Source organism: Actinomadura geliboluensis (assembly GCF_043197915.1).
GTDB lineage: Bacteria > Actinomycetota > Actinomycetes > Streptosporangiales > Streptosporangiaceae > Spirillospora > Spirillospora geliboluensis.
The window spans coordinates 173,100-199,922 of sequence record NZ_JBICUA010000015.1 but is presented as its reverse complement, the minus strand read 5'-3'; the positions used below and the strand labels follow the sequence as shown (position 1 = coordinate 199,922).

The 26,823-nt window shown below is 71.5% G+C and carries 26 protein-coding genes; 7 read left to right on the top strand and 19 right to left on the bottom strand.

Going from position 1 to position 26,823, the window contains the following annotated elements:
- Positions 1–27: 27 nt before the first annotated feature.
- The 5 genes from ACGFI1_RS38430 (at position 28) to ACGFI1_RS38410 (ending at position 7,011) form a co-directional block, all read left to right on the top strand.
- Positions 28–1,446, top strand: coding sequence for an endo-1,4-beta-xylanase (locus tag ACGFI1_RS38430; protein WP_392792598.1), 1,419 nt, complete (start codon positions 28–30; stop codon positions 1,444–1,446).
- Between the two features lie 109 nt (positions 1,447–1,555).
- Positions 1,556–2,839, top strand: a complete 1,284-nt coding sequence (locus ACGFI1_RS38425; protein WP_392792596.1) for an RICIN domain-containing protein — start codon at positions 1,556–1,558, stop codon at positions 2,837–2,839.
- 195 nt (positions 2,840–3,034) lie between these two features.
- Positions 3,035–4,054 (top strand): hypothetical protein, encoded by a 1,020-nt coding sequence (locus ACGFI1_RS38420; RefSeq protein WP_392792595.1) that lies wholly within the window; start codon positions 3,035–3,037, stop codon positions 4,052–4,054.
- Between the two features lie 2 nt (positions 4,055–4,056).
- Complete coding sequence (locus ACGFI1_RS38415; protein WP_392735306.1) at positions 4,057–4,758, top strand: YqeB family protein; 702 nt, start codon at positions 4,057–4,059, stop codon at positions 4,756–4,758.
- Between the two features lie 81 nt (positions 4,759–4,839).
- A complete protein-coding gene (locus tag ACGFI1_RS38410; protein WP_392792594.1) occupies positions 4,840–7,011 on the top strand; it encodes a hypothetical protein in 2,172 nt (723 codons plus the stop codon).
- 56 nt (positions 7,012–7,067) lie between these two features.
- On the opposite strand, the gene ACGFI1_RS38405 is transcribed toward ACGFI1_RS38410, so the two are convergent.
- Positions 7,068–7,712 carry a hypothetical protein gene (locus ACGFI1_RS38405; RefSeq protein WP_392792592.1) on the bottom strand — a complete coding sequence of 215 codons (645 nt, stop codon included), beginning with the start codon at positions 7,710–7,712 and terminating at the stop codon, positions 7,068–7,070.
- A gap of 31 nt (positions 7,713–7,743) precedes the next feature.
- Between ACGFI1_RS38405 and ACGFI1_RS38400 the strand changes: the two genes are divergently transcribed.
- The gene (locus ACGFI1_RS38400) at positions 7,744–8,307 is read left to right on the top strand and encodes a hypothetical protein (protein WP_392792591.1); all 564 of its coding nucleotides are present in this window, start codon (positions 7,744–7,746) and stop codon (positions 8,305–8,307) included.
- Positions 8,308–8,391: 84 nt separating this feature from the next.
- Positions 8,392–8,856: a VOC family protein gene (locus ACGFI1_RS38395; protein WP_392792590.1), complete on the top strand. Its 465-nt coding sequence runs from the start codon at positions 8,392–8,394 to the stop codon at positions 8,854–8,856.
- Between the two features lie 17 nt (positions 8,857–8,873).
- On the opposite strand, the gene ACGFI1_RS38390 is transcribed toward ACGFI1_RS38395, so the two are convergent.
- The 18 genes from ACGFI1_RS38390 to ACGFI1_RS38305 all read right to left on the bottom strand — a co-directional run bounded on the left by ACGFI1_RS38390 (position 8,874) and on the right by ACGFI1_RS38305 (position 26,749).
- Positions 8,874–9,797 carry a ketopantoate reductase family protein gene (locus tag ACGFI1_RS38390; RefSeq protein ID WP_392792589.1) on the bottom strand — a complete coding sequence of 308 codons (924 nt, stop codon included), beginning with the start codon at positions 9,795–9,797 and terminating at the stop codon, positions 8,874–8,876.
- A 17-nt stretch (positions 9,798–9,814) separates the two neighbouring features.
- Positions 9,815–10,957 carry an enolase C-terminal domain-like protein gene (locus ACGFI1_RS38385; protein ID WP_392792588.1) on the bottom strand — a complete coding sequence of 381 codons (1,143 nt, stop codon included), beginning with the start codon at positions 10,955–10,957 and terminating at the stop codon, positions 9,815–9,817.
- Positions 10,958–11,063: 106 nt separating this feature from the next.
- Positions 11,064–12,620 carry an AMP-binding protein gene (locus ACGFI1_RS38380; RefSeq protein ID WP_392792586.1) on the bottom strand — a complete coding sequence of 519 codons (1,557 nt, stop codon included), beginning with the start codon at positions 12,618–12,620 and terminating at the stop codon, positions 11,064–11,066.
- 115 nt (positions 12,621–12,735) lie between these two features.
- Positions 12,736–13,848, bottom strand: a complete 1,113-nt coding sequence (locus ACGFI1_RS38375; protein ID WP_392792585.1) for a phosphotransferase family protein — start codon at positions 13,846–13,848, stop codon at positions 12,736–12,738.
- 28 nt (positions 13,849–13,876) lie between these two features.
- Positions 13,877–15,085 (bottom strand): acyl-CoA dehydrogenase family protein, encoded by a 1,209-nt coding sequence (locus ACGFI1_RS38370; protein WP_392792584.1) that lies wholly within the window; start codon positions 15,083–15,085, stop codon positions 13,877–13,879.
- Positions 15,086–15,091: 6 nt separating this feature from the next.
- Positions 15,092–15,616 carry a VOC family protein gene (locus ACGFI1_RS38365; protein ID WP_138633291.1) on the bottom strand — a complete coding sequence of 175 codons (525 nt, stop codon included), beginning with the start codon at positions 15,614–15,616 and terminating at the stop codon, positions 15,092–15,094.
- Between the two features lie 92 nt (positions 15,617–15,708).
- Complete coding sequence (locus ACGFI1_RS38360) at positions 15,709–16,542, bottom strand: enoyl-CoA hydratase/isomerase family protein (RefSeq protein ID WP_392792618.1); 834 nt, start codon at positions 16,540–16,542, stop codon at positions 15,709–15,711.
- An 11-nt stretch (positions 16,543–16,553) separates the two neighbouring features.
- On the bottom strand, positions 16,554–17,327 hold the full coding sequence (locus tag ACGFI1_RS38355) for an SDR family NAD(P)-dependent oxidoreductase (RefSeq protein ID WP_138633297.1): 774 nt from the start codon (positions 17,325–17,327) through the stop codon (positions 16,554–16,556).
- A 35-nt stretch (positions 17,328–17,362) separates the two neighbouring features.
- Positions 17,363–18,157: an ABC transporter ATP-binding protein gene (locus tag ACGFI1_RS38350; protein WP_138633300.1), complete on the bottom strand. Its 795-nt coding sequence runs from the start codon at positions 18,155–18,157 to the stop codon at positions 17,363–17,365.
- Positions 18,154–18,969 (bottom strand): ABC transporter ATP-binding protein, encoded by an 816-nt coding sequence (locus tag ACGFI1_RS38345; protein WP_392792582.1) that lies wholly within the window; start codon positions 18,967–18,969, stop codon positions 18,154–18,156. The genes ACGFI1_RS38350 and ACGFI1_RS38345 overlap by 4 nt, the downstream gene beginning before the upstream one ends.
- Positions 18,962–20,074, bottom strand: a complete 1,113-nt coding sequence (locus ACGFI1_RS38340) for a branched-chain amino acid ABC transporter permease (protein ID WP_386874945.1) — start codon at positions 20,072–20,074, stop codon at positions 18,962–18,964. The genes ACGFI1_RS38345 and ACGFI1_RS38340 overlap by 8 nt, the downstream gene beginning before the upstream one ends.
- On the bottom strand, positions 20,074–20,949 hold the full coding sequence (locus ACGFI1_RS38335) for a branched-chain amino acid ABC transporter permease (RefSeq protein ID WP_386874946.1): 876 nt from the start codon (positions 20,947–20,949) through the stop codon (positions 20,074–20,076). Before ACGFI1_RS38335 ends, ACGFI1_RS38340 begins: the two co-directional genes overlap by 1 nt.
- A gap of 18 nt (positions 20,950–20,967) precedes the next feature.
- The gene (locus tag ACGFI1_RS38330; protein ID WP_301176395.1) at positions 20,968–22,224 is read right to left on the bottom strand and encodes an ABC transporter substrate-binding protein; all 1,257 of its coding nucleotides are present in this window, start codon (positions 22,222–22,224) and stop codon (positions 20,968–20,970) included.
- Positions 22,225–22,331: 107 nt separating this feature from the next.
- Positions 22,332–22,865 carry a DoxX family protein gene (locus ACGFI1_RS38325; protein WP_392792581.1) on the bottom strand — a complete coding sequence of 178 codons (534 nt, stop codon included), beginning with the start codon at positions 22,863–22,865 and terminating at the stop codon, positions 22,332–22,334.
- A complete protein-coding gene (locus tag ACGFI1_RS38320; RefSeq protein WP_392792579.1) occupies positions 22,862–23,983 on the bottom strand; it encodes an alpha/beta hydrolase in 1,122 nt (373 codons plus the stop codon). Before ACGFI1_RS38320 ends, ACGFI1_RS38325 begins: the two co-directional genes overlap by 4 nt.
- A gap of 88 nt (positions 23,984–24,071) precedes the next feature.
- Positions 24,072–24,671, bottom strand: a complete 600-nt coding sequence (gene leuD / locus ACGFI1_RS38315; RefSeq protein ID WP_392792577.1) for a 3-isopropylmalate dehydratase small subunit — start codon at positions 24,669–24,671, stop codon at positions 24,072–24,074.
- Positions 24,671–26,074: a 3-isopropylmalate dehydratase large subunit gene (gene leuC / locus ACGFI1_RS38310; RefSeq protein WP_392792576.1), complete on the bottom strand. Its 1,404-nt coding sequence runs from the start codon at positions 26,072–26,074 to the stop codon at positions 24,671–24,673. Before leuC ends, leuD begins: the two co-directional genes overlap by 1 nt.
- Positions 26,075–26,122: 48 nt before the next feature.
- A complete protein-coding gene (locus tag ACGFI1_RS38305) occupies positions 26,123–26,749 on the bottom strand; it encodes a TetR/AcrR family transcriptional regulator (protein WP_364548997.1) in 627 nt (208 codons plus the stop codon).
- Positions 26,750–26,823 lie beyond the last annotated feature (74 nt).

Below are 26,823 nucleotides of genomic sequence, written 5' to 3'. Positions count from 1 at the left end.
CATCGTTCATTCATGGAGGAAACAGACGTGCGTACGAACGCCACGCCCAGGCCCCGGATCCGCAAGCGGGCCGCCCTCGCGGCCGCCTTCGGGGCGCTCAGCATGACCGCCGCTCTGGTCGCCCCGCCCCCCGCCTCCGCCGCGGAGAGCACGCTGGGCGCCGCGGCGGCGCAGAGCGGCCGCTACTTCGGCACCGCCATCGCCTCGGGCAGGCTCAACGACTCGGTGTACACCACGATCGCGAGCCGCGAATTCAACATGGTGACCGCCGAGAACGAAATGAAGATCGACGCCACCGAACCCCAGCGGGGCCAGTTCAACTTCACCGCCGGCGACCGCGTCTACAACTGGGCCGTCCAGAACGACAAGAAGGTGCGCGGCCACACCCTGGCCTGGCACTCCCAGCAACCCGGCTGGATGCAGAACCTCAGCGGCAGCACCCTGCGCCAGGCGATGATCGACCACATCAACGGCGTCATGGCCCACTACAAGGGCAAGATCGTCCAGTGGGACGTCGTGAACGAGGCGTTCGCCGACGGCAGCTCGGGCGGCCGCCGCGACTCCAACCTGCAGCGCACCGGCAACGACTGGATCGAGGTCGCCTTCCGCACCGCGCGCGCCGCCGACCCGTCCGCCAAGCTCTGCTACAACGACTACAACATCGAGAACTGGACCTGGGCCAAAACCCAGGGCGTCTACGCGATGGTCCGCGACTTCAAGCAGCGCGGCGTGCCCATCGACTGCGTCGGCTTCCAGTCCCACTTCAACAGCGGCAGCCCCTACAACAGCAACTTCCGCACCACCCTGCAGAGCTTCGCCGCCCTCGGCGTCGACGTCGCCATCACCGAACTCGACATCCAGGGCGCCTCGGCCACGACCTACGCCAACGTGACCAACGACTGCCTGGCCGTCTCGCGGTGCCTCGGCATCACCGTCTGGGGTGTGCGCGACACCGACTCCTGGCGCTCGGACCAGACACCGCTCCTGTTCGACGGCAACGGCAACAAGAAGGCCGCCTACACCGCCGTCCTCAACGCCCTCAACGGCGGCACCTCCGAGCCCCCCACCCCCGGCGCCGGGACGATCCAGGGAGTCGGCTCGGGCCGCTGCCTGGACGTGCCCAACGCCAGCACCGCCGACGGCACCCAGCTCCAACTGTGGGACTGCCACGGCGGCACCAACCAGCAGTGGACCTACACCGACGCGAGCGAGCTCAGGGTGTACGGCAACAAGTGCCTGGACGCCGCCGGCACCGGTAACGGCGCCAAGGTCCAGATCTACAGCTGCTGGGGCGGCGACAACCAGAAGTGGCGCCTGAACTCCGACGGATCCATCGTCGGCGTCCAGTCCGGCCTCTGCCTGGACGCCGCCGGCAGCGCCAACGGCGCCCCGATCCAGCTCTACACCTGCTGGAACGGCAGCAACCAGCGCTGGACCCGCGCCTGAACCGGGGTGTGAATCGATGAAGAGCTACGGCGCGGCTCCGCCCGCCCCTCCTCCGCCAAGGCGTCGCCTGCGGTCCCGGTTCGCCGCCGCACTGGCGACGGCCCTCGCGATGGGCACGCTCGTCGCGGTGAACCCGACGCCCGCGGACGCGGCGACGGTGGACACCAACGCCTGGTACGTCATGGTCAATCGCAACAGCGGCAAGGCACTGGACGTGTACGGCGCGTCCACCGGCGACGGCGCGCGTGTCACCCAATGGACGCGCAATGACGGAGCCAATCAGCAATGGCAGTTCGTGGACTCCGGCGGCGGCTTCTACCGGCTGAAGGCCAGGCATTCGGGCAAGGTGCTCGACGTGGCCGGCGCCTCCACGGCCGACGGCGCCGGAATCCAGCAGTGGGCCGACCACAACGGGACCAACCAGCAGTTCCGCTTGGCCGACTCCGACGCGGGCCACGTCCGGCTGATCAGCCGCAGCAGCGGCAAGGCCGTGGAGGTGCAGGGCGGCTCCACGGCCGACGGCGGCAACGTCGTCCAGTACACCGACTGGGGCGGCGCCAATCAGCAGTGGGAAATGGTCAAACTGTCGTCCGATGGTGGCGGCGGCGGGTGCGGGAGCGCTCCGACGCTCACCAGCGGTACGTACACGATCCAGAGCAGCGGTAAGAGCCGCAGCTTCATCCTCCGGGTTCCGTCCAACTACGACAACGACCACCCCTACCGGCTGATCTTCGCCTTCCACTGGCGGGGCGGAACCGCCAACGACGTCGCGTCGGGCGGGACGAGCGGAAGCGCCTGGTCCTACTACGGCCAGCAGGAACAGTCGAATGACAGCGCGATCCTCGTCGCCCCTCAGGGCCTCGGCAACGGCTGGGCCAATTCGGGCGGTGAGGACGTCACCTTCGTCGACGACATGATCCGGCGAATCGAGGGCGGCCTCTGCGTCGACACGGCGCAGCGCTTCGCCACGGGCTTCAGTTGGGGCGGCGGCATGAGCTACGCCCTCGCATGCGCCCGGCCGAACGTCTTCCGGGCCGTCGCGGTCCTCTCGGGCGCACAGATCAGCGGGTGCGACGGCGGCACCCAGCCCATCGCCTATTTCGGAATCCACGGCATCGGCGACTCCGTCCTCAACATCGCGCAAGGACGGTCGCTGCGCGACAAGTTCGTCGCCAACAACGGCTGCACTCCCCAGAGCCCGCGCGAGCCAGCCCCGGGCAGCCGGACGCACATCACCACCGCCTACTCGGGCTGCCGCGCCGGGTATCCCGTCCAATGGGCGGCATTCGACGGAGACCACATACCGGGCCCGGTCGACGGCTCCCCCAACGAGAGCGGCGTCGCCACCTGGACCAAGGGAGAGATCTGGAGGTTCTTCGCACAGTTCCAGTGACACGAGCGCACGACGGAGTGGAGCCGGGGCCGTCCTGGTTCCACTCCGTCGTGACCGTGCAACGCGGGAAGGGCTCGGCGGGCCCGGTGGGAAGGGGAGGGGCGACCAAAGGGTGTCCAAGGAGCGACCTTCGAGCCGGTGATGGTCGTCTTTGGACGGCTGTCGGCGCGGTAGCGGCCTCCTAGGTTCGAGATCATGAACGTGGAAGCCCCCGGCCCGCCTCCGCTCCCGCGCCGGATCGCGCTGGTGGCGGCGCTGCTACTGCTGTCGCCGATCTGCGCCGAGTACCTCATCGGCTACGACCAGATCATCGGGCGTCCGCTGGAGTTGCTCGGCGGGCTGCTCATCCTCGCCCCGCTGTACGGGACCGTCGCGGTACTGATCCGTGAGGCCGCGCGCCGTACCGGGCGGGGCTGGCCGACGATCGTGCTGCTGAGCTCCGCGTTCGGGCTCGTCCAGGCGGGGCTGATCGACCAGAGCCTGTTCAACCCGGACTTCGTGGACGAGCCGTCCTGGGACCGCGACCGGCTGCCGACCCACCTCCCGGAGCTGGGCCTCAGCGCCAAGTACCTGCTGGTCTTCGTCGCGGGCCATGTGATCTGGAGTTTCGGCGCGCCCATCGCGGTCATCGAGGCGTGCGCGCCGAGGTACGCGCGGCGTCCGTGGCTGGGACGGGCGGGCATCACGGCGATGGTCGTCCTGTACGCCCTGGGGGCGGCGATCATCTTCCACGAGCACACCGAGGATTTCATGGCGAGCCCGGCGCAGCTCGGCGTCACCGCAGCGATCGCCGTGCTGCTGGGCGTCGCCGCCTTCGCCCTTCCCCGGCGTTCTGCTCCCGCGCCAGGGCGGGTTCCGCCGCCGTGGCTGGTGGGTTGCGGGGCCGTGGTGCTGTGGGGCGTCCACCAGTTGGCCCCCGCGTCCTGGACGGGGGTGGCGTTGTCGGCGCTCGCCCTCGCTCTCGCGGCCGGCTGCCTGCTGCTGTTCTCGGGGCGCCTCGGCTGGAACCACCGGCACGTCCTGGCGGCCAGTGGAGCGGCGCTCGTGGTCAACTCGGCGTTGGCCTTCGTGGTCGAGCCGCTCGGCGAGACGTCGTATCCGGTGAAGTACAGCGTCAATACCGTCTTGCTGCTGGGCATGCTGCTCCTTCTTGGTCTCATCGACCATCGGTTGCGCCGCTCGAAGGAGACCGTCGCGCCGGCAGGGAGGTTCTGAACATGCGATCGCATCCGGACGCCTCCACGACGCTGGCTCGGTCGGTCTGGGCGCAGGGGGCGCTGTACGCGGCGGCGGCGGTGCTGCTGGCCGGAGTCGGCTGGTTGCTCGATCCGCTCGCGAACTGGCTGGTGAGCCTGAAGTGGGCGCCGATGCAGGGCCCCGCTGAACTGCTGGTCTCCGTTCCCGAGCCGTGGCTCACCGTGAGCCTGATCGGCCTGGGAGCGCTCGCGGGGATAGCCCTGATTTTCTTCGACTCGCTGGAGCAGGTGTCGGTCACCGTGTCCGGCGAGTGGGTGGTCCTGAAGCGGGCGGGCCGCCCGCAGAAGATCGCTCGCGAACAGGTCGGGCATGTCTTCCGGGAGAAGGACCGGCTGGTGCTGCTCGGCCTCCAGGGCGAGGAGATCGCCCGGGAGAAGTGCGACCTCAACGCCCGGCGCCTGGCCGCGGCCTTCACCCAGCACGGCTACACCTGGGTGGACGGCGACCCGTACGAGGACGAGTTCCGGATCTGGTTTCCCCAGACCCCGGAATTGCCCGACCTCGCGAACGCCCTGCTCGCGGCCCGCGCGAAGGCCATGGAGTCCTCGGATTCCGGCGACTCCGTCAAGGAACTGCGCCGCGAGCTGGCCCGGATCGGCATCGTCGTCCGCGACAAGGGCAGGCAGCAGTACTGGCGCGGCCCCGGCTCCAGTTCGCGATGACGCGACGGCGGTCGAGCGGGCAGGGGCGGCGGGAAGGCATTCGATCTTCCTGGCCCGACATGTGATCCTTGTTCCGCGAAGGTGCCGTCCGGTGCGGGCTCCGGCGGCGGTCTGGACGGGACGGTGATGAACGGGAAACGCCTGCTCGACCGGGCCTCGGAGAAATACGGCCCCGCCAGGCTCGGGCACTTCGCCATGACCCAGCTTCTGCTGGGCGTCGGACTGCTGATGATCTGGCCCTTCGTCTTCGGCGGCATCGTGGAAGAGGCCACGGCCACCAGGCACGCCGCGAAAGGCGAAGGGGTTCCGGGCACGTTCACGGCCCACTCGGAGGTGTGCGGAAAAGGCGGATGCAACTGGTACGGCCCGTACACGACCGGCGACTTCTTTCAGCTGACCCTGGAGAGAGTCGAGCTGAGGGGGGACGGCGGCCGTTCCATCCAGGTCGGGGACTCGGTTCCCGCTCTCTACGTCGGCTCGGGGGACTTCGTCCACATGCGGGGCGGGTCGCCGGAGTGGGGGGAGCCGCTCGGCGCCGGCGTTCTCGGTGTCTTCACCGGCGGTCTCGGGACATTCCTGATCTGCATGGTTCTGTGGGGCGTCTACTGGACACGGGCCGCCCCCGCGTCGCGCAGACGAGCGGCCAGGGAACGCGAGGGCTCCGCACTGCGCCGCCTCGCCGACCGGGACCGGTGGATCTGGTCGGCGCGACCCGGCTCTTCCGCGACCGAGGTGAAGATCGCCAGGTCCGGGGGGCGGACCCTGGCCGGTGCGGTCGGCATGCTCTCGCTGGCGGCGTCGCTCCTGGCGTTCGGTCTGCTCTGGGACGAGTTCAACAAGGAGATCACCCTCGCCGAACTGGTCGCCGCCTCGTGGGCGCCGGTCTTCGCGATCGTCGTCGCGGGCGTCGCCGTCCAGACGCTCAGGCTCGTGCTGGCACGGCCCCGGATGTGGGCGACCGACGATGAGCTGGTCATCTGGGACGCGCTGCTGCTGTGGAAGGTGCTGCGAATCCCGCGCGCGGAGATCGCGTCGATCCACTACGGCGACGGCCCGCGGCGGCGGGACGAGGAGCATTCGGCCCAGTTGACACCGTTCCGGGAAGAGCTCAATCTCGTCCTGCGGATGCGGGAGGGCGTCTCCCTTCCCGCGCGCCGGCTGCGGTGGGGGAACTGGTTCTGGGTCCTGCTGACCCTGAGGGATCTGGATCCGCAGACGAGGATGCCTCAGCGGGGTTTTCTCTTCCGCCGGTTGTGTCTTCGGGTGAAGGATCCGCGCAAGGTGGCCGCCGACCTCGACCGCTGGCTGGCGGAGGGCGGGACGCGCCCGCCGGAGGCCGTGCCGGTCGATCACCCCCATGACGGCACGGTCCGGACGCACCGTGGCGTCGGCGCGGCGCGCGTCAAGATCAAGGGACGGCTTCCCCGGCCGGTGCTGGCCGAGTTCGCCCACGAGGGCCCCGGGACGCTGCGGGCCTGGCTTCGGCGCACCGAGTTCGGCCGGGGGACGCCGGTCATGGTGTCCGGACCCGGAGACCCGCCGGTCACGACCGTCCTGGACGACCGGCTGCTGTCCGACAGGGAGCTCACGAAGAGGTACCTGCACGTCGAGGCCGAGGGCCCCTGGACCGTCACGATCAGCGGACCGGAACGCGCACGCGGCTTCACCCGCTCGACCACGGGCACCGGGTCCGAAGTGCTCAGCTACCAGGGGCCGGCCGGAATCGCCGTCGTGACATGCCCCAGTGGGCAGCCCCACCAGGTCTACCTGCACGGGCCGGACCTCGCCGTCCTGCATGGCTGCGATCCAGTCGTGTTCGCTGACGCACCCAGCCCGGTGCCGGGCGACGAGGCCCCGCCGAGCCGGAGCACCTTCGCCGTTCCGGCACATGCGGTACTCCAGGTGAGAACCGCCGAGGCAGACTGGCGCATCGACGTAACGCCCCTGGAAAAGGCCGACGTGGACGACATCACCGTGCCGCCCACCGGGCACGTCCGGCCGTTCGAGCACTCCCTAACGGGTGCCCGGCCTGCGGTAGTGCGCTACCTGGGCCCGCCGGGGCCCGTGCTGTTCCGCAGCGGAGACGGCTTCGGCCTCCTGCTACTCGACGCCGCACTGACCCCCGTTCGGACACTCGCCCTCCCGGAGGGCGACACGGAAATCCGCCTCCGCTCCCACTCGCTCCTCCAGGTCACCGGCGGCCACGGCACCTGGTCCCTGAAAGAGGCGCACACCCGCCCCTCACCTCACTGACCGAACGAATCCACGCCGTCGGCCGTATCACGCGCCGGCCCGCGCCAGATGCTCGTCTACGCGACGGGCAACGCCCCGGACGCCGTGTGCTCGGGCAGTAGGTTGGCCGGGTGGATCGAGAGGTGTTCGCCGCGCGGTTCGCCGAATCGACCCGGGCAGCATGGCGGTTCGCCCAGTCGCTGGTCAGCGAACGATTGCCCGAGCCGCTGGTGTTCCGGGTACGGCTCAACCAGTCCTACGACGGGCACGCCCCACGACCCGGCGAGTTGAGATTTCCCGAGGACGGCGCCCACCGCACGGCCGTCGCGCTGAGCAGATGCGACGCGGAGACCGCCGTGGCCACGCTGTGGCGCGACGGCCACGTCCCCGAATGGGTGAACGTCGCGGTGGTCGGCGAGACGGGGACGGAAACGGTCGTCGAAGTGGTCTGCTGCGGACGCTTCACGAGCGACGATTCCCGTCTCTACCACTCCGAAGAGGGGTGGCCGCCATTTCACGTCCTCGGCCCGGCCCTGCCGCCTCGGCACGACGGCACCCCGTTCAGCATTCACACGCGAGCTGAATGCTGGAATCGTTTCGACCTCGAACATCTGGCGACCGCCTCCGACAAGGTGTGGTCGTTCACCGTGATGACCGACGAGTTCGACGACGAGCTGCTTTCCGCGCTGCCGGATCTGCCGAGCGTTGAGATCATCGAACATCGGGTGTGCACGCACGCTCGGGGGCGAAGCCATGTCGGCCTTTCTCCGGTTCCCCGAACTGCGGGTCCTGCGCCTGCATCTCGGCGAACTGAGCGGCTTCCACGCCGCCGCCGGTGGCGGACGGCTCAACGCCCTCACCGCTCTGACGATCACCGGGCTTCCGCCGCGTCCGTGGGGGCAGGAGATGCTGCCCGAAGTCGCCCCTCACCTCACGAGCGTGAACCTCGCTGCGGAGGAAACCCTCTGGTCGGATGCCGCCTTCCCTTCGTCCGTGCGTGACGTGAGCCTTACGGCAGCCAAGGTCGTCGGCCCAACAAGACTGCCGGAAACGCTCGACCGCCTGTCGATCCACCTCACCGCCGCAACCGATGAGGACGTGGCAGCACTGCTCGACGGCGTCACGCATATCAAGTCGCTGAGCCTTCGCGGCACTCCGGTCAGCGATGCGATCGTTCCAGTGCTGAGCCGGTACGACCTCGATCACCTCGACCTGGTCGATACCGAACTGACGGACACGGCACTCTCCGGGATTCGTGCCGAACGCCCCGGGATCAGGATGTTTCCGCGCCCGCCCTTCCAGAACAATGACGCCTGACAAACGGCCGCCGACCGCACCCGGAGCATTCAAGATGATCCGCGGCACCGCCGACCTCGGCGGCCGGTCCCGAAGGAGACCTTCATGAACGACACCGACCACCCGCAGCGCGGGACGATCCAGCGGATGGACAACATCGCCATCGTCGTCGACGACCTCCCGGCCGCCAAGGCGTTCTTCGCCGAACTCGGGCTGGAACTGGAAGGCGAGGCTACGGTCGAGGGCAGCGCCGTGGACCGTCTCGTCGGACTTGAGGGAGTCCGATCGGACATCGCGATGATGCGCACCCCGGACGGCCACGGGCGGCTGGAGCTGACCAAGTACCACTCGCCGCCAAGCCCGGACGGCGACCCGCACGCTCCGGCGAACATGCTGGGCGCACATCGCATCATGTTCGCCGTCGACGACATCGACGACATCATCGACCGCCTGCGGCCGCACGGAGCCGAACTCCTCGGCGAGCTGGTGCAGTACGAGAACAGCTACCGGCTCTGCTACCTTCGCGGCCCGGCGGGCATCCTCATCGCTCTCGCCGAGCAGACAAACTGACCGGTCAGCGGCATCGGTCAGGTCTCTGACCAGGAGGTCTCGCGTTCGCGCACCAGGGCGGTCAGCGTCGCGTTGACGGGGGCCTCGCGTCCGATCTTGGCGGCCTCGCGGGGGACGGCGCCGTTGATGAACATGATCTCGCTGACGCGCCGGGCTTCGTGGTCGAGCAGCGCGGAGGGCTTGGCCGCCGGCATCTGGGCGCCGAAGTCGCGGACCAGCGCGACGGGGTCGGCCGCGGAGACGGCGACGCCGCGGGCGCGGGCGACGTCCCATGCCTCGGTGGCCGCCGCGCGGCTGACCGGGCCGATGTGCTCGTGGTCCATGACCTCGCCGACCGTCAGCCCGGTCAGCGCGCACGGGGCGCTGTAGGCGACGTTGCAGATGAGCTTCTCCCACTGCATCGCGGCTATGTCGGTCACGGCCCGGGCGTCGAATCCGGCATCGCGCCAGGCGGCGGCGACGCGCTCGACCTCGGCGTGGTCGAGGTCGCCGTGGCCGCCGAAGCGGAGCGCGCGCATCGCGTTGTGGTGGACCTCGCCGGGGCGTTTCACGGACGCGCCGAAGCCGCTCGCCACCCCGACGGCGAGCCGGTCGCCGCCGAGCTGGGCGGCGACCACGTCCGCCGAGCCGAAGCCGTTCTGGATCGTCAGGACGACGGTCTCGGGCGCGAGGAGCGGCCGCGCCTGGAGCGTGGCGGTTTCGACGTCCGCGGCCTTGACGGCGAGGACGACGAGGTCCACCGGCTGCCGGGGCGGGGTCGTGTGCGCCCGCACCGGGACCCGGGTCTCCCCGTCCGGCCCGGAGACCAGCAGCCCGTGCTCGGCGATGGCCGCCATGTGCTCGGCCCATCGGTCGACGACGAGGACGTCGTGGCCCGCCGACGCGAGCCGTCCGGCGTACACCGATCCCATCGCGCCGCATCCGACGACGGCGATTCTCATGGCTCTTCCTTCCGCGGTCATGCGACCAGCCGGGCGATCTGCTCGGTGAGGCCCGGCTTCGCCTCGAGTCCGAAGCCGGGGTCGTCGGCGGGATGGATCCGGCCGTCCGCGAGCCGGCAGCCGGGGCCGTAGCCGCCGAACGGCTGGAAGACGCCCGGGTAGGCTTCGCAGCCGCCGAGGCCGAGGCCGGTCACGATGTGCAGGTTGATCAGGTGACCGCCGTGCGGGTACGCCGACCGGCGGTCGATCCCGTGCTCCTCCATCAGCTCGATCATCTGGACGTACTCGGTGAGCCCGTAGCTCAGGCCCGCGTCCATCTGGAACACGTCGAGGCCGGCGCGGACGCCGCCGTAGAGCAGCAGGTTCCGCACGTCCTGGACGGAGAACAGGTTCTCGCCGGTGGCGACGGCTCCCGGATAGACCTCCGCGAGCCGCCGGTGCAGGTCGAAAGCGAGCGGGTCCCCGGCCTCCTCGTACCAGCGGAGCCGGTGGCCGGCGAGCGCCTCGGCGTACGCGAGCGCCTGCGTCCAGCCGAAGCGCCCGTTCGCGTCGACGGCGACCGCGCCGCCGCCGCCCATCACCTCGACCGCCGCCTCGACGCGGCGCAGGTCCTCGCCGAGCGGCAGGCCGCCGATCTTGATCTTCACCGCCGGGTACCCGTCGTCCCGGTAGCCGCTCAGCTCGGTCCTCAGATGCCGGACGTCGTCGCCGGGACGGTAGTAGCCGCCCGCGGCATAGACCGGGGCGCCGTCCCAGCCGGGGGCGCGTCCGTACGCCTTGGCGATCACCACGTGCGCCGGTTCGGCGGCGTGCTTGGCGAGCAGGTCCCAGCAGGCGAGTTCGAGGGCGGCGGCCGCGGCGGCGCGGTCGCCGTGGCCGCCGGGCTTCTCGTCCTTCATGGCGCGCTTCAGCACGCGGCCCGGGTCCAGGAGTCCCGTGTCGGGCGCGAGCAGCGAATCCGGGTCGGCGCTCAGCACGCGCGGGATCATGCGTTCGCGCAGGATGCCGCCCTGCGCGAAGCGTCCGATGGAGTTGAACGCCACGCCGGCGAGCGGGCGTCCGTTCCGGCGCACATCGCTGATCAGCGCGACCAGGGAGACGGTGTGGTCGGCGAAGCTGACCACGGAGTTGGTCACGTTCCCCTGAAGGGGGATGGACATTTCTCGAATGTCGACGATACGCACACGCTCTCCTTCTCTTGCACGACGGCCGGCCACGACGCGCGCACGGGCCCGGCCGGTTCCGGGGCCGCGGCGCCGTGCGCGCTCACGGGTTCGCGGGCACGCTCCCCGCGACCGGCTCACGGAGGCTGCGCTTGAGCACCTTGCCGCTGGGCGTGCGGGGCAGCGCGTCGACCAGGTCGACCCGGGTCGGGCATTTGTAGTGTGCGAGCCTTTCCCGGCAGAAGGCGATCACTTCCGGCTCGGTGAGCCGGGCGCCGTCCCTGGCGACGATCGTCGCGACGACCGTCTCGCCCCAGCGCGGGTGGGGGACGCCGACGACGGCGGCCTCCGCCACTCCGGGGTGTTCGGCGAGGACGTTCTCGACCTCCACCGGGTAGACGTTCTCTCCCCCGGTGATGATCATGTCGGTGATGCGGTCGGTGAGGAACAGGTAGCCGTCCTCGTCCAGATGGCCGGCGTCGCCGGTGCGGAACCAGCCGCCCGCGCGGAACACGCGGGCGGTGTCGGCCTCGTTGCCGAGGTAGCCGCGGGTGAGCAGGGCGCTGCGCGTCCACACCTCGCCGGTCGCCCCGGCGGGCAGTTCCTTCTCGGTCGCGGGATCGCGGATCTGGATCTCCACCCCTTCGGCGGCGCGCCCGGCGGAGGCCAGCCGCACGCCTCCCGCACGGTGGTCGTCGGGGCCGAGGAACGTGATGGGCCCGCACGCCTCGGTCATCCCGTAGCTCTGCACGAGGTCGCAGCCGAGCGCCGTCCGCGCCTCCTCGATCACCGCGGGCGGCATCGGGGACCCGCCGTAGATGAGGGTCTTCAGGCTGCTCAGGTCGGCGTCCGCCACCGCCGGGCTCTGCACCAGGGTCTGGACGACCGCCGGGACGCTCAGCATGTGCGTGGCGCGGACGTCCGCCAGCACGCGCAGGACGCCCTCGGGCGAGGCGTCGGTGAGGAAGACCGACCGCGCTCCCCGGCCCAGGCAGTAGAACAGCCACCCCGTCCCCGAGACGTGGAACAGCGGCGCGGGGACGGACACGACCGATCCCGGGCCGACCTCCCAGGGCGCGGGCGTCGCCAGGTTCGCGGCGATGTTGGCGTTGGTCAGCTGCACCGCCTTCGGGTGGCCCGAGGTCCCGGAGGTGTAGATCAGGAGGGTCGTGTCGCCGGGGTCCGCCGGATGCCGGTCGGCGGTCGTGGGACGCCCGTCGAGCCAGGCGTCGTAGCCGGAGACGAGCCGCAGGTCGCCTCCCAGCACCACGACGTTCTCCCCGGCGGGCGCGACGTCCTCCTCCGCCAGGCCCAGCGCCCGCAGGTACGCGGTGTCGGCGACGACGGCCTCCGGCCTGGCGTGGTCGAGGACGCGCGCGAGTTCGGCCGGCGCGAGCCGCCAGTTGAGCGGGACGGCGGGTATGCCGCGCCTGTTCGCGCCCGCCATCAGCTCGGCCCAGACGGCGGCGTCGCGGCCGAGGTACGCGACCGGGCCGCCGGTGTCCGCCAGCGCGTTCGCGACCTGGGCGGAGCGGTGCGCGAGCTCGGCGAAGGTGAGCTGCCTGCCGCCGGCGTTGCCGGTGGCGGGCCGGTCCGGTGCCTCCCGGGCCCAATGGTCGACCATGTCGGCCATCGTGCTGGTGAATCCGCGGTCGTCCATGCTGAATGCGCCTCCCACCGAACTTCGGACCGGTTCCGTCCCGATGCCGCCGGCGGGGCGCATCCGGGGGCCGGGACAGCGGTCACCCGTACCTATCACTAACCTGACGTCACTTTCAATAAGATGTTCTGCGGGCGTCGAGCCGCCGCAGCCCCCGCTCGGCGATCGCGCGGACCTCGTCGTCGAGGTCGCCGAACTCCTGGCCGGCCATCGCGCCCGCCCGCTGCCGGGCGGCGACGCCCTGGGTGATGACCGCGCACTTGAAGTGCGCCAGCGCCTCGTAGAAGGGCAGGTCGGCCATCTCCACGCCGGTCTGGCGGCAGTAGCGGGCGGCGATCTCGGCGCGGCTCGGGAAGCCGGGCAGCGCGGTGACGGCCGGGGTCAGCCGCAGGCCCGGCTCGCCGGGCTCCTGCCAGTAGAAGAGCAGCAGGGCGAGATCGGTCAGCGGATCGCCGAGCGTGGACATCTCCCAGTCGAGCAGGGCCCGCATCCGGCCCGGGTCGTGCGGGTCCATCACGCAGTTGTCGAGCTTGAAGTCCCCGTGGACGATCGAGGCCCCCCGCGACGCGGGCACGGCCTCCGCGACGCGGCGCCCCAGCTCCTCGACCGGGGCCACGGCCGCGGTGCGCGACCGCCGCCACTGGTCGGTCCAGCGGCGGACCTGCCGGTCGAGGAAGCCGTCCGGCCTGCCGAAGCCGTCCAGCCCGACCGACCGCGGGTCGATCCGGTGCAGGGCGGCCAGGACGTCGACGAGCGCGAACGCCAGCTCCGCCCGCTGCCCGGGGCCGTCGGCGTAGCCGTCGGGCATGCGGTCCCGGATGACATGGCCCTGGACGCGTTCCATGACGTAGAACGGCGAGCCGATGAGGGCGCCGTCGTCGTCGAGGACGACGCGGGCCACCGGCACGGGGGAGGAGGCGAGCGCCCGCTGCACCCGCGCCTCGCGGGCCATGTCGTGGGCGCTCGGCAGCAGTTCGCCGGACGGCGGCCGGCGCATCACCAGTTCCCCGGCGGGGCTGGTGAGCAGGAAGGTCAGGTTCGACTTCCCGCCGGCGAGCAGGGTCGCGGTCAGCTCGGTCCAGGCCGCGTCGCCGGTCGCCCGGGCCAGGGCGGCGCCGAGCCTGTCCGGCCGGACGAGCTCGTCCACCCCGGCCTGCGCCACCGCCCCTGCCTGCGCCACCGACCCTGCCTGCGCCGCCGGCTCGGTCGCCCGTTCGCTCGTCACCATGCGCCCTCGTCTCCTTCCTCGGCCGCGCTCATGCTCCGAAGTCCCAGCCGTTCCCGTTACGGAACTCGCGGAGCAGCCGCCGCGCCACGTTGACCACGTGCACCTCGTCCGGGCCGTCGTAGATGCGGCCCGACCGGGCGGCCCGGTACATCCGGCTCAGCGGGGTGTCGTCGGTCAGGCCGGCCGCCCCGTGCACCTGGACGGCCCGGTCGATGACGTCGTGCAGCATGCGCGCCCCGACGACCTTGATCGCGCCGATCTCGACGCGTGCGCCGTGCCCGCGGTCGATCTTGCTGGCCGCGTCCAGGGTGAGCAGCCGACAGGACTGGATCTGCGCCCAGCTCTCGAAGACGTGCCGCTGCATCAGCTGCGTCTCGCCCAGGGGTGCTCCCTTGAGCATGCGGCCGTTGAGGCGGTCGCACATCAGCTCGAAGGCCCGCTGCGCCTGGCCCAGCCAGCGCATGCAGTGGAAGATGCGTCCCGGTCCGAGCCGCTCTTGGGCGATGGCGAAGCCCGCGCCGCGCTCGCCGAGCAGGTAGCCGGCGGGCACCCGCACGTCGGTCAGGGTCAGCTCGTAGTGCCCGCTAGAGATCCCCAGCACCGGGGTCTCCCGGACGATCCGGAACCCTGGCGTGTCGGTCGGCACGACGATCAGCGAGAACGCGCGGTGCGGCGGCGCGTCCGGCTCGGTGCGGCACAGCACCGTGGTGAAGGCCGCGTCACCGGCGCCCGTGATGAACCACTTCCGGCCGTTCAGCACCCATTCGCCGTCCACGAGTTCGGCGGACGTGGTGAGCCCGGTCGGGTCCGAGGACGCCACGTCCGGCTCGGTCATGGCGAAGCTCGGCCCCACCTCGCCCCGCACCAGCGGGTCGAGGAAGCGGTCGCGGCACTCGCCCGCCGCGTGCCGGGACAGCATGAGCGAGTCCTGGAGCGTCCAGGTGCCGAGGGCGTACTGGCCGAAGTCCGAGCGCCCCTGGACTTCGTTCACGTAGACGTAGTCGAGGAACGGCATCCCGCCGCCGCCGATGTCTGCGGGATGCCCGAGCGCCCAGAGCCCTTCCTTCTTGGCCTGGGCCTGCAGCTCCGCGAGCAGCTCGCGGGACTCGGGGCTGCGCGTGCCGAGCGCGTGCTCGACGGGTTCGACGCGTTCGGTGAGGAACCGGTGCACCGCCCGGCGGAGCGGCACGACGTGCTCGGGCACCGAGAACGCGCTGGTGAGAGTCGATGGATTCATCTGCGGCTACTCGCGCGTGGACAGCATCGACTTGTTCCGGCTGTGGTCGACGTCGTCGAGCGTCGCGGTCAGCAGCCGGTGCGCCTCCGCCGGATCGGCCTCGAAGCCGGGGGTGTCGACGCACAGCTCGATCATGATCCCGTTGGGGTCGATGTAGTACAGCGAGCGCAGGTAGTCGTGGTCCACCTCCATGTACGGCTTGACTTCGGCGGCGTCCATCCGGGCGCGCACCTCGGCGACCTTCTCGGCGGTGACGTTGAACGCGATGTGGTTCACCCACCGGGGCAGGTTGTTGCCGATGGAGATCTCCGAGCTCCAGCCCTCGCGCTCCCCCGCCCCGTGCAGGTCGAAGAACGCGATGCAACTGCCGTCGCCCGTGTCGTGGAACGTGTGGCGGAAGAACCCGCCGCTCGGTCCCGCCGCCACCTCGGTGTGGACGAGCGGGAACCCCATCAGTTCCTCGTAGAAGCGTGTGGTCGCCTCAAGGTCGCGGCAGGCATAGGCGACGTGGTGGATTCCTGGGGCCGGCATTGCGTGCACCTCCGAATAGAGCGGGATAAATCTGTCGTTAGATTCAGTTTTAGGCCGCCGGAACTCCCCGGCGAAGCGCGGAGCGCCGCGTGTCAGCGGCGCGTGAACACCGGCGGACGGCGTTCGGTGAACGCGCGCACGCCCTCGCGGAAGTCGTCCGTTCCGTGCAGCAGCGCCTGGTCGCTCGCCTCTTGGCGCAGCACCGCATCCAGCCCTTGGGGACCGGCGGCCAGCATGGCCTTGGTGAACGCCACGGCCGCCTGGGGTTGTTCGGCCAGCACGCGGGCTATCTCCATGGCGCGTTCCAAAGCCTCCCCTGGCCGCGACCGGTAGTCGGCAAGGCCAGCGTCGACCGCCTCTGCCCCGCGCACCGGCTCGTCTAGCAGCAGCATCCGGCGAGCCATGCCGTAGCCCACCCGGTGCGGCAGAGACCAGAGCAGACCCAGATCCGCCATGAGCCCCAGGCGCGGGAAGGCGCACCGGAACGTCGCGTCCTCGGCGACGACCACCAGATCGCAGGCCAGCGCCAAGGACAGCCCGGCACCGACCGCATGCCCCTCTACCGCGGCGACCACCGGCTTCCGGCCCGCCGCCAGCGTGCGGACCGTGCGATGAAGCGCGACGAGGTTGTCATGGGTCGAGGCGACGGTCGCGTTGTGCAGGACGGCGATGTCCACACCGGCGCAGAACGTCCCCTCGGAGCCGGTAAGGACGAAGACCCGGACCCCAGGGTCGTCCAGCGCCTCCTCCAGCCGCCCCTGCAAGACGGCCATGGACTCCATGGTGAAGGCGTTCCTCTTGCCAGGCCGGTTGAGCCTGAAGACGCGCACCGCCCCCACGTCCTCGACGCCCACCTCACCGGACGGACGGCCGGTCGCGGACGCAGGAGAAGCCGCCGACGGCATGCCCTCATGGGGTGCTGACATGGTCACCTCTCCTAGACCGCCGTCCATCCACCGTCGACGGATAGCGTGCTGCCGGTGACGTACGTGGAGGCGTCCGAAGCCAGGTACACGAGCGCCCCGTCCAGCTCGTCGGCACGCCCTCCGCGGCCCATCGGGATAGTGCGGCGGATATAGGCGCGGCCCTGGTCGGTGGAGAAGAGCTCCTGGCTCATCTCCGACTCGAAGTAGCCCGGCGCGATCGCGTTCACGCGCACCCCCTCGCGCGCCCACTGCGAGGCCAGTTCCCGCGTGAGGTTGACGGCTCCGGCCTTGCTGGCGCAGTACCCCGCGTGCGGGATGCGCTTGGACCCGACCAGGCCCAGCGCGGAGGCGATGTTGACGATGCTCCCCCCGCCCTGCTCGACCATCGCGAGCCCGGCGTACCGGGCGCAGGTGTAGAGGCCGACCAGGTTGACCTCCAGCAGGCGGCGGAAGTCGTCGGTGGTCTCCTCGGCCACCGTCTTCACATGGGTCGCGCCGGCGTTGTTCACCAGCACGTCGAGCCGTCCCGCCCACGCCCGCGCCCGGTCGACGAGCTCGCGCACCTCGGCCTCGACGGTCACGTCCGCCGTCACCGGCAGGACGCGGTCCTCGCCCAGCTCCCGCGCCAGCTCCTCCAGGTCGCGGGTGCGGCGCGCGGCCGCCGCGACCCGGGCCCCGCGCCCGGCCAGGCACCGGACGAAGCGCCGGCCCAGACCGGACGAGGCACCGGTGACGATCACGCCGCGCCCGGTGAGGTCGAACAGATCGGACTGTGGCTCGGCCACTTAATGCTCCTGACGGCTGGAGGGTTCTTCGGACGTCACGCGGGGTCGGCCTCGGCGCTGCCGAGGTAGGCGGCGAGGACCGCGGGATCGCGGCCGATCTCCTCGGGGGTGCCGACGGCGACGAGGCGGCCGAAGTCGAGGACGGCGATCCGGTCGCAGATGTCCATCACCACGCCCATGTTGTGCTCGATCAGCACCACCGTGAGCCCGAGCCGCTCGTGGGCGTCGAGGATGGCGTCGACCATGGACTCGACCTCGTCGTGCGTCATCCCGGCGACGGGCTCGTCCAGCAGCAGCACGTCGGGCTCGGCGGCGAGGGCCCGGCACAGCTCGACCTGGCGCTGCGTCCCGCCGGGCAGTTCGCCCATCCGCGTGTCCCGCAGCTCGCCCAGGCCGAACATCTCCAGGGTCTCCTCGGCCTTGGCCCTGCTCTCGCGCTCCTCGCGCGCGGCCCAGCCGTACCAGAGCATGCCGCGCAGGATGCCGGCGCGCTGCCGGGCGATGCAGCCGAGCAGCACGCTGTCGAGGACGGTCATGGTGGGGAAGGACTCGACGTTCTGGAACGTCCGCCCGATGCCGAGCGCGTTGACCCGGTCGGGCCGGGAACCGAGGATGTCCCGGCCGCGGTGCCGGATCCTGCCCTCCTGCGGGCGGTAGACCCCGGACACGCAGTTGAACAGCGAGGACTTGCCCGCACCGTTGGGCCCGATGATGCCGAAGGTCTCCCCCTCGCGGATCTCCAGCGAGACGCCGTCGAGGGACCTGACGCCGCTGAAGTTCAGCGTGACGTCCTGGAGTTCGAGTACCACGGGGTGCTCGGTGGTGGTCATCGGCTCGCCCTCTCCGCGGTCCGCCGGGCACGCCGCCCGCTCATGTCCTGCCCGCCCATGTAGTAGCGCGCGATCCGCTCGTCGCCGGCCAGCTCGGCGGCCGGGCCGCCGCACACGATCCGGCCGCCCTCCAGCACGTAGCCGTACTCGGCGACCTGGAAGGCCAGCAGGGCGTTCTGCTCGACCAGCAGGACGGTGGTGCCCTTGGCGTTGATCGCCAGGACGACGTCGCGGATCTCCTCGACGATGCGCGGCGCCAGCCCGAGGCTCGGCTCGTCCAGGACCAGCAGCCGGGGCTGGGTCATCAGCGCCCGGCCGATCGCGAGCATCTGCTGCTCGCCGCCGGACAGGAAGCCCGCCCGCTGCCCGAGCCGCCGCCGCAGCACCGGGAACAGGTCGAGGATCTCCTCGAACGCCGGCTCCCGGCGGGCGTCGTCGCGGCGCAGGGTGTGCGCGCCGGCCAGCAGGTTCTCCCGCACCGTGAGGTTGGGGAAGACCTGCCGCCCTTCGAGCACCTGCGCCACGCCGCGCCGCACGACGGCGGAGGCGTCCGCGCCGGTGATGACGTCGTCGTCCAGCGTGACCCGCCCGCGGTGGACCGCGCCCTCGTGGTGCTTGAGGAGCCCGGAGACCGCGCGCAGCAGCGACGTCTTGCCGGCGCCGTTCGGCCCGACCAGCGTCACGATCCGGCCGGCGGGCACCTTCAGGGAGACCTCCTCCAGGACGACGCCGCCCGTCCGGTAGCCCACGGTGAGGTCGTCGACGGCGAGGCTCGCCGCCGCGTTCTTCTCAGCCGCGTTCTTCTCAGCCATCTGACCGTCCCTTCCGGTTCTTCCGGCCGGCGGCGTCCAGCACCCGTTCGGAGATGCCGGCGAGCCCGCGCGGCTCGAAGACCAGCACCGCCACCACGGTGAGCCCGTAGAGGAAGTTCGCGAGCACGTCGACGGAGACGCCGCCGCCCGCCGAGGGGGTCGTGCTGATCCCCGGGACGACGCGGGCGAGGAGCGTCACCACCTGCGGGATGGCGGTCACGAAGACCGCGCCCGCGATGGCGCCGCGCAGCGACCCGACGCCGCCGATGATGATCATCGCGAGCAGCTCGACCGACAGCATCAGGTCCCACTGGTCGGGGACCGCGTACGTCTGGTAGGCGACGAGGAGCGCGCCGGCGATGCCCGCGTACGCGGCGGCGACGGCGAACGCCGCGCTCTTCATCCGGGCGACCGGGACGCCGACGACGGCGGCGGTCAGGTCCCGGTCGCGGATCGCGGCGAAGCCCCGCCCCGGCCGGGTGCGGCTCAGGTTGCGGGCCGCCACCGCGGCCACCGCGAGCACCGCGCAGGCCAGGTAGAAGAACTGCTGGTCGCCGGTCAGCATGAACCGGCCGATGATGACGTCGTCCAGCAGGTCGTGGCCGAACAGGACGGCCGACTGCGAGGGCCGGCCCTTGCTCCCGCCGGTGAGCGTCTCCCAGACGTCCCACAGGTACTCGGCGGCGAAGAGGACGGCGAGCGTGACCACCGCGAGGTAGAGCCCGCGCAGCCGGGCCGCGAACGGGACGACGAGCAGCCCGACCGCCGCGCTGACCAGGGCCGCGGCCGGGAGCCACACCCAGATGGGCAGGCCCTGGTCGGCGCCCAGCCAGATCGCGGTGTAGCCGCCGACCGCGACGAAGGCGGAGTGGCCGAGCGAGACCTGCCCGGCCATCCCGGTCAGGACGTGCAGGCCGAGCGCGGCGATCGCGTAGATGACCGAGAAGACGGCGATCGCCTGCCACTGCGGCGTGGTGAACAGCGGGACGGCCAGCAGCGCGGCGACCGCCGCGGCGCGCGGGGCGCGGGACGTCCACGGGCGGGGCCGGCCGCCCGGCGCCGAGGCGGCGCCGGTGCCGGGACGGGTGGAGACGGTGGAGGTCATCAGATGCGCTCCGCTTCGTGGTGCCCGAACAGTCCGGAGGGCCGCAGCGTGAGCACCAGCAGCATCGCCAGGTACGGGAGGACGACGTGCACGCCGCCGTACTCCGCCAGGTAGCCGGAGCCGAGCACCAGCAGCAGCCCCACGCTCATCCCGCCGACGACCGCGCCGGCCAGCGAGTTGAACCCGCCGATCACCAGCGCCGGCAGCGCGCCGAGCGCCGTGTCGACCATGTCCGGCGAGACGCGGCGCGGGAAGGCGCCGAGGAAGACCCCGCCGGCGACCGCCAGCACCCCGGCGATGCCCCAGGAGACGGTCTGGACCCAGCGCATGTTGATGCCCTGCGCCAGGGCCGCCTCATGGTGGTCCGCGGCGGCCCGCAGGGCGAGGCCGTAGCGGGTCCGCTGGAAGAACGTCCACAGCAGCGCGAGGAGCAGCAGGGAGACGGTGATGATCCACACGCCCGTCCAGGAGAGGGCGACGCCGCCGACGCGCAGCACTCCGCGCCCCATCGGCCCCTCGGTCGACCCCTTCGGGTTGACGCCCCACGACATCGCGACGACCGCCTGCCCCATCACGGACAGGCCGAGCGTCGCCATGATCACGACGTAGAGGGAGCGTCCCGCCAGGCGGCGCAGGATGACCTTCTCGCACACGATCGCGAGCGCCGCCATGCACACCAGGGCGACCAGGACGCCCCAGCCGAACCCGTGGGGGGCGAGCGCGGCGACGATGTAGGCGCTGATCATCACGAACACCGGGTGCGCGAAGTTGAACACGCCGGAGCTCTTGAACACCATGACGAAGCCCAGGCCGATCAGCGCGTAGATGCACCCGAGGGTCATCCCCTGGAAGGCCAGCTGCAGGAAGTTGTTCATGATCGCCTCGCCGGCCCGTCAGCCCTTGGCGCCGTCGGCCAGCCGCCACTTGGCGGCCAGGTCCGTCGCGCCGAAGCCGGTGACCGGCACCGGGATCCCGGTCTTCAGGTCGATCTTGTTGACCCGGGTCTGCCGCGAGGGGATCCGGCTGTCGGGGCCGGCCGCGCCGTACTCGAGGTCGGGGCTGAGCCCGTCCGTCGTGACGCTGAGCCCGGACATGGCCGCGACCACGCCCTTCTGGGTGAGGTCCTTCTTCTCGCAGGCCTTCTCCAGCGCCGCGACGGCGACGGACGCGTCGATCCAGCCGGCGATGACGAGCTGGTCGGGCTTGGTGCCGGGCGCCACCTTCTCGACGTTCTTCTTCACCTCGGCCATCGCGGGCACGTTCTCGGTGTAGAGGACGCTGCTGGTCACGACGTGCAGCTTGTCGAGCAGCTTGCCGAGCTGGGGCGCCAGCGCGCTCTCGTAGCCCGAGTCGACGGTCAGCCAGTGGGGCGAGAAGTCCAGCTGGGACGCCTGGCTGAGGATGGGGCCGGTCTTGGAGGCGATGCCGTGGATCCACACGGTCTCGGCGCCCGCCTTCTTCATCTTCAGGATCTGGGCGGTGAAGTCCTCCGCCTTCACGTCGTAGCCCGCCTCGGCGACGACCTCGACGTCCGGGTCGTTGGCGGCGACGTAGCGCACCGCCTTCTGGCCCTCCTGGCCGAACGCGTCGTCCTGGTAGATGACGCCGACCTTGAGCTTGCCGCCGGACCCGGCCTGCTCCCGCTTCGCCCAGTCCAGCCCGTTGATCACGTACATGGGGAACGGGGTGGTGAACAGGTAGACGTTCTCCAGCTTGATCACCTCGGCCGCGCTGGTCGCGGCGAGGGTGGCGATGTCGTCGCGGGCGATCTGCTGGCTCAGCCCGTAGATGCTCGTCGCGCCGAGCAGCTGCCCGATCATGACGATGTCCTTGACGTTGGCGCGGTACACCTGCACCGCCACGGCCGGGTCGTACTTGGTGTCGGCGCGGACCGAGACGAGCTTGCGCCCGCACACGCCGCCGGCCGCGTTGGCCTTGGCCAGGCGCGCGTCGAAGCCGGCGGCCCCCGCGATCGCCCCCGCGGCGACGGGGCCGGTGTAGCCGTTGAAGAGACCGATCTTGATCTCGTCGGCGGTGACTCCGGCGTCGACCTTCACGCCGTCCTTGCTCGTGGACGCGGCCGGGGTGGCGCATGCGCCGGCCAGCGCGGCGGTGGCCACCAGGGAGATGCAGGCGAGTCGTGTTCTCAAGGCGCTACCTCATGATTCGCTGAAGGCTGGCGGGGGATGTGACACTGACCTCAGATTTAGCTAAGCATTTACGAAGCTAACGTCAGTGTCAATACTTCGGGAGCGAATTACTGCTGCTCAGCGGAGCGGACGGCCGCCGACCGCAGCTGCGCGCGGCGGCGCACGAGGGTCGCGACGACCCCGGCGAGGACCACGGCGAGAAGAAGCGCCGACTCGCGGAGGCCCGCGAGGTCGTCGATGCCGAGAAGATGGTCGAGCGAGACGCGTCCGGTCCCGGTGAAGAGCAGGGCGAGGCCGGCGGTCGCGAAGACCGCGGGCAGTTCCACGCCCTTCCTGCTCTCCCACAGGCCGTTCGGGACGTGCAGCGAGCAGGCCACCAGCATCACGCCGACGACCGTCGCGGCGGCGGCCGGGCCCGCGAACCCGGCGACCAGGGCCAGCCCTGCGGCGATCTCGAGGCTTCCGGCGAGGGCCGCCATGGGACGTCCCGGACGGAAGCCGCCCCGCTCAAAAGCCTGCGCGGTCGCGGCCAGCCCCGGCCCGCCCAGCCGGCCGAACTTCTGCAGCCCGTGCCCGGCGAGGTACAGCCCGAAGACGACGCGCAGCGCGAGCAGGCCGATGTCGGCCGACGCACCGGTCATGCCAGGCGCGCCTTCGTCCAGTCCGCGACCAGGTCCGCCAGCTCGGCGCGGGCCGCGTCGCCCCCGTCCCGGCGGAAGTAGTGGTCGGCCGCGATGACGTGGGACTCCTTGTCCGCGGAGCCGAGCGCCTCCAGGATCGCGTCCGCGTCGCTGGGGAAGACGCCCGTGTCCATGTCGGCGTTCACCACGAGCGCGGGCTCCTTGATGCGGGCGAGGTGCGGCGTCGCGCGGGTCTGGGAGTCCTCCAGGCTCCAGAGGGAGAGCCAGGTGCGCAGCGTGCAGGTGCTCGCGATGCCGAAGACCGACGCGTTGGCGCGGGCGGGCTCCCCGCCGTAGCAGGAGTTGGGCTCGCGCCGCGTCGGTTCGATCGTGGGGTCCACCATGCGCGGGTCCGCCCAGGTGCGGTGGACGTTGAACAGGCGGTCGTGGACCCCGGCCGCCTTGAGCCGGCGCATCTCGTCCTTCACCCAGCGGGTGATGCGGTGGTTGCGCCGCGTCTGGGCCTCGCGGTACCGGGCGAGGAACTCCGCCGAGTAGGGCGCCGGGTTCCCCTCGTCGAAGAGGCTGAGCGCGGGGTCGGTCGAAACCGGGTCCGACTCGTCGACGACCGACGGGTCCATCCACGCCGTGAGCACCTCGGGGCGGCCCAGGTGCGCGGCGGTCGAGATGTACGCGTCGGCCGCCGGAAGCTCCTCGACGCCGCGCGCGGGCCGCATGCCCGGGAGCGGCGCGACGTTGGGCTCCCTGGCCTGCGACTGGTAGGCGGCCATCAGGGACCCCCCGCCCGAGTTCCCCAGCAGGACGACCCGCTCGACCCCCGCCTCCTCGCGCAGCCACCGGACCCCGCTGCCGATGTCGACGAGGGCGTGGTCGAGCAGGAAGTGGCTCTCGGCGCCCCGGAAGCGCGTGTTCCAGCCCAGGAACCCCAGGCCGCGCTCGGCGATGAAGTCGGCGAGGTAGTGCTCGGAGAAGTCGACGGAGTAGTGCGTCGCGATCAGCGCGATCTTCGGGGACCGGCCCGATGGGCGGTGGTACACCCCCTGGCACGGGTGTCCCCCGGCACCGGCCCGCTGGGCCGTGGGGGAGTCGAGCCCGACGAAAAGACGCTCCACCGGCATGGCGACACTCCCAAAAGTAAACCTGACGTCGGATTTGGACCTTAGCCCGCGGCCGAGGACGATGTCCATACGCGGAGCGGCACCGATGTCAGGCGCGGCCCGTCGGCAACCAGGGAGAACGCGTGCGTTCGTAGGCGGTGATGGCCTCGTTCCGGCCCAGGGTCAGGTCGATCTCGTCCAGGCCGTTCACGAGCCGGTGATGGGCGGAGTCGTCCAGGTGGAAGGGGCTGTCGCGGACCCCGGCGGCCGGGCAGTCGATGGATCGTTCCACGACGTCGATGACGATCTCCGTGGCGGGGTCGGCGGTCGCCGCGGCGAGCAGGGCCGCGGCGATCTCGGGCGCCACCTGCACCGGGACCAGGCCGCTGTTCGGCAGGTTGCCGCGGAAGATGTCGGCGAAGCCCGGCGCGACGATCGCCCGGAAGCCGTAGTCGCGGAGCGCCCACGGCGCGTGCTCGCGGGAGGAGCCGCAGCCGAAGTTCGGGCCGCCGATCAAGATCGTCCCCCCGCGGTACTCCGGGCGGTTCAGCACGAAGTCCGGATCGCGGCGCCACTTCTCGAACAGGCCGTCCGCGTAGCCGGTGCGCTCGACCCGCTTCATCCAGCGGGCCGGGATGATCTGGTCGGTGTCCACGTCGCCCCGGTCCAGCGGGACGGCGCGGCCGGTGACGACCGTGACGGGCTCCATCAGTGCTCCCGGAGATCGGCGGCGCTCGCCAGGTGCCCGAGGACCGCCGAGGCGGCGGCGGACTCGGGCGACACCAGGTGCGTGCGCGCGCCCGGCCCCTGGCGTCCCTCGAAGTTGCGGTTGGACGTGGACGCGCTGCGCCCGCCCGGCTCGACGGCGTCGCCGTTCATCCCGACGCACATCGAGCAGCCGGAGGAGCGCCATTCGAACCCGGCGGCGCGGAAGACCTCGTCCAGGCCCTCCTCCTCGGCCAGCCGCTTGACCCGCGTCGAGCCGGGCACGACCAGGGCCCGGACGCCGGGCGCGATCCTGCGGCCGCGGAGCACGTCGGCGGCGGCGCGCAGGTCGGCGAGCCGGCCGTTGGTGCACGACCCGATGAAGACCGTGGAGATCCCGATGTCGCGCATGGCCGTGCCGGGCGCGAGGTCCATGTAGGCCAGTGCCCGTTCGGCGGCGGCGCGTTCGGCGGGGTCCGCGAAGGACTCCGGCGCGGGCACGGCCCCGTCGATGCCGGTGGTCTGCGCCGGGTTGGTGCCCCAGCTCGCCTGCGGCCCGATCGAGGCCGCGTCGATGACGGCCTCGCGGTCGAAGACCGCGCCGTCGTCGGTGCGGAGGGTGCGCCAGTCGTCCAGCGCACGTTCCCAGAGCCGTCCGCGCGGTGAGCGCTCGCGGTGCTCCAGGTAGGCGAAGGTGGTCTCGTCGGGGGCGATCATCCCGCTGCGCGCCCCGGCCTCGATGGCCATGTTGCACACGGTCATGCGCCCCTCCATCGGCAGCGCCGCGATCGCCTCGCCCCGGTACTCGATGAGCGTCCCGGCGCCCCCGGCGGTGCCGATGCGGGCGATGATCGCGAGGGTCAGGTCCTTGGCGGTGGTGCCGGGACGCGGTGTTCCGCGCACCGTCACGGCCATGGTGCGCGGCCGCGGCGCCCAGAGCGTCTGCGTGGCCAGGACGTGCTCGACCTGGCTCGTCCCGATGCCGAACGCGATCGCGCCGAACGCGCCGAGGGTGGCGGTGTGGCTGTCGCCGCACACGATCGTCATGCCCGGCTGGGTCAGGCCGAGTTCGGGGCCGATGACGTGCACGATGCCCTGCCCCGGCGACCCGAGCGGATGGAGTTCGATGCCGGCCTGCCGGCAGTTGTCGCGCTGGATCCGCAGCTGCCGGGCGCTCAGGCCGTCCAGCAGGGACAGCCCCTCGGCCGAGGTGGGGACGTTGTGGTCGGCGGTCGCCACGGCGAGGTCGGGGCGGCGGACCGCGCGTCCGGCCGTGCGCAGCCCCTCGAACGCCTGCGGCGAGGTCAGTTCGTGCAGGAGATGGAGGTCGATGTAGAGGAGGTCGGAATCGCCCCGCTCGATGACATGACGGTCCCAGATCTTTCCGGCGAGCGTCGTCGGCGCCATCTTCGCGCTCCTTGCTCGGGCCGCCGCGCCCGGCGGGGCGGCCGCGGTTCAGTCGTCGTCGGCCCGCCAGTAGATCGCCCGGTACCAGATCTCGCCGAGCGTGCGGACGGCGGCCTCGTCGTCGATGTCGGCGCCCTCGCCGGCCCCGGCGAGCAGGTCGTAGCAGAACTGGTTGAGCATCGCGACGATGGCCCTGGCCGTGAGCTCGGGGTCGGCGCCGGGGCAGTACCCCTCGCGCTGGGCGCGCCGGACCCCGTCGGCGATGCTCTGCACGGCGTCGTCGCACAGCTCCCGCCAGTGCCCGGCGAACTCCTCGTTGATCATGGCGAGCTGGAAGACGCCCACCATCTCGGCCAGCCGCTCGCGGTAGGTCTCCCAGTGGGCGCGCGCCGACTCCATGACGCGCTCGCGGTGCGGGACCCCGTGCTTGTAGGCGACGACGGCGCGGGCCTTGGCCTCCTCGCGGAAGCCGCCCGCCCAGTGGGCGAGCAGGTCTTCCTTGGAGTCGTAGTAGTTGTAGAAGGAGGCGGGCGAGCGCCCGGCCTCCTGCGCTATGTCGGCGACCGTCATCAACAGGAAGCCTTTACGGGCGATGATCCGACGGGCGGCCGCCTCGATGGCCGCGAGCGTCTTGCGCCCGCGCTGTGTCGGACGGGGGGTCTGTGCCTTCTCCACACCTGAACCTAACATCGGCTTTTGCTCGCTGGACCGCACCGCGCCGCGCACCGGAACCGCGGTGGAGGCTCGGC

Excerpts from the sequence above, each read along its gene's own strand:
- ACGFI1_RS38425 (WP_392792596.1), top strand. The coding sequence starts at position 1,556 with ATGGGCACGCTCGTCGCGGTGAACCCGACGCCCGCGGACGCGGCGACG.
- ACGFI1_RS38420 (WP_392792595.1), top strand. The coding sequence starts at position 3,035 with ATGAACGTGGAAGCCCCCGGCCCGCCTCCGCTCCCGCGCCGGATCGCG.
- ACGFI1_RS38415 (WP_392735306.1), top strand. The coding sequence starts at position 4,057 with ATGCGATCGCATCCGGACGCCTCCACGACGCTGGCTCGGTCGGTCTGG.
- ACGFI1_RS38405 (WP_392792592.1), bottom strand. The coding sequence starts at position 7,712 with ATGTTCGATGATCTCAACGCTCGGCAGATCCGGCAGCGCGGAAAGCAG.
- ACGFI1_RS38400 (WP_392792591.1), top strand. The coding sequence starts at position 7,744 with ATGTCGGCCTTTCTCCGGTTCCCCGAACTGCGGGTCCTGCGCCTGCAT.
- ACGFI1_RS38395 (WP_392792590.1), top strand. The coding sequence starts at position 8,392 with ATGAACGACACCGACCACCCGCAGCGCGGGACGATCCAGCGGATGGAC.
- ACGFI1_RS38390 (WP_392792589.1), bottom strand. The coding sequence starts at position 9,797 with ATGAGAATCGCCGTCGTCGGATGCGGCGCGATGGGATCGGTGTACGCC.
- ACGFI1_RS38385 (WP_392792588.1), bottom strand. The coding sequence starts at position 10,957 with ATGTCCATCCCCCTTCAGGGGAACGTGACCAACTCCGTGGTCAGCTTC.
- ACGFI1_RS38380 (WP_392792586.1), bottom strand. The coding sequence starts at position 12,620 with ATGGACGACCGCGGATTCACCAGCACGATGGCCGACATGGTCGACCAT.
- ACGFI1_RS38375 (WP_392792585.1), bottom strand. The coding sequence starts at position 13,848 with ATGGTGACGAGCGAACGGGCGACCGAGCCGGCGGCGCAGGCAGGGTCG.
- ACGFI1_RS38370 (WP_392792584.1), bottom strand. The coding sequence starts at position 15,085 with ATGAATCCATCGACTCTCACCAGCGCGTTCTCGGTGCCCGAGCACGTC.
- ACGFI1_RS38365 (WP_138633291.1), bottom strand. The coding sequence starts at position 15,616 with ATGCCGGCCCCAGGAATCCACCACGTCGCCTATGCCTGCCGCGACCTT.
- ACGFI1_RS38360 (WP_392792618.1), bottom strand. The coding sequence starts at position 16,542 with ATGTCAGCACCCCATGAGGGCATGCCGTCGGCGGCTTCTCCTGCGTCC.
- ACGFI1_RS38350 (WP_138633300.1), bottom strand. The coding sequence starts at position 18,157 with ATGACCACCACCGAGCACCCCGTGGTACTCGAACTCCAGGACGTCACG.
- ACGFI1_RS38345 (WP_392792582.1), bottom strand. The coding sequence starts at position 18,969 with ATGGCTGAGAAGAACGCGGCTGAGAAGAACGCGGCGGCGAGCCTCGCC.
- ACGFI1_RS38340 (WP_386874945.1), bottom strand. The coding sequence starts at position 20,074 with ATGACCTCCACCGTCTCCACCCGTCCCGGCACCGGCGCCGCCTCGGCG.
- ACGFI1_RS38335 (WP_386874946.1), bottom strand. The coding sequence starts at position 20,949 with ATGAACAACTTCCTGCAGCTGGCCTTCCAGGGGATGACCCTCGGGTGC.
- ACGFI1_RS38325 (WP_392792581.1), bottom strand. The coding sequence starts at position 22,865 with ATGACCGGTGCGTCGGCCGACATCGGCCTGCTCGCGCTGCGCGTCGTC.
- ACGFI1_RS38320 (WP_392792579.1), bottom strand. The coding sequence starts at position 23,983 with ATGCCGGTGGAGCGTCTTTTCGTCGGGCTCGACTCCCCCACGGCCCAG.
- leuD (WP_392792577.1), bottom strand. The coding sequence starts at position 24,671 with ATGGAGCCCGTCACGGTCGTCACCGGCCGCGCCGTCCCGCTGGACCGG.
- leuC (WP_392792576.1), bottom strand. The coding sequence starts at position 26,074 with ATGGCGCCGACGACGCTCGCCGGAAAGATCTGGGACCGTCATGTCATC.